General features: G+C 68.9%; 1 protein-coding gene. It reads right to left on the bottom strand.

Translation table 11 applies throughout. The annotated features are described in order from the left end of the window. The coding region (locus KDM41_18740; GenBank protein MCB1185462.1) for a PHP domain-containing protein at positions 1–570 on the bottom strand (570 nt) is incomplete at both ends.

The following is a 570-nucleotide window of genomic DNA, read 5'->3' as shown; positions in this document are numbered from 1 at the left end:
CCTGCGATTCCGCGTGGTCGCGCGTCATGTAGTGGCAGTCGTTCGTGGCCACGACCTTCGTTCCGGTGCGCTCCGCGAGCCGACGGATCAGCGGCACCACGCGACGTTCCTCGTCGATGTCGTGGTCCTGCACCTCGAGGTACACGTTCTCGCGGCCGAGGATCTCCTGGTAGAAGCCGAGGATCTCCAGCGCCTTGTCTTCCTTGCCGGCCAGCAGCGCGGAGGGCACCTCGCCCTTGAGGCACGCCGTCAACGCGATCAGGCCGTCGCCGTGCTCCTCCAGGAGCTCGCGGTCGATGCGCGGCCGGTAGTAGAAGCCCTCGAGGTACGCCTTCGAGGTGAGCTTCATCAGGTTCCGGTAGCCGGTCTTGTCCCGCGCGAGCAGCACGAGGTGGTGCGTGGCCGGCCCGCCGGCGCTCGCCGGCGTCCGGTCGTGCCGGCTGCCGGTGGTGATGTAGACCTCGCAGCCGAGGATCGGCTTCACGCCCTGGGCGTGGCAGGCCTTGTAGAACTCGATCGCGCCATGCATCGCGCCGTGGTCCGTGAGCGCGAGCGCCGGCATGCCGCACG

The organism is bacterium (assembly GCA_020440705.1).
Taxonomy (GTDB): domain Bacteria; phylum Krumholzibacteriota; class Krumholzibacteriia; order LZORAL124-64-63; family LZORAL124-64-63; genus JAGRNP01.
Note: the sequence above shows the minus strand (reverse complement) of the source record. Positions and strands in the feature narration are given on the sequence as shown.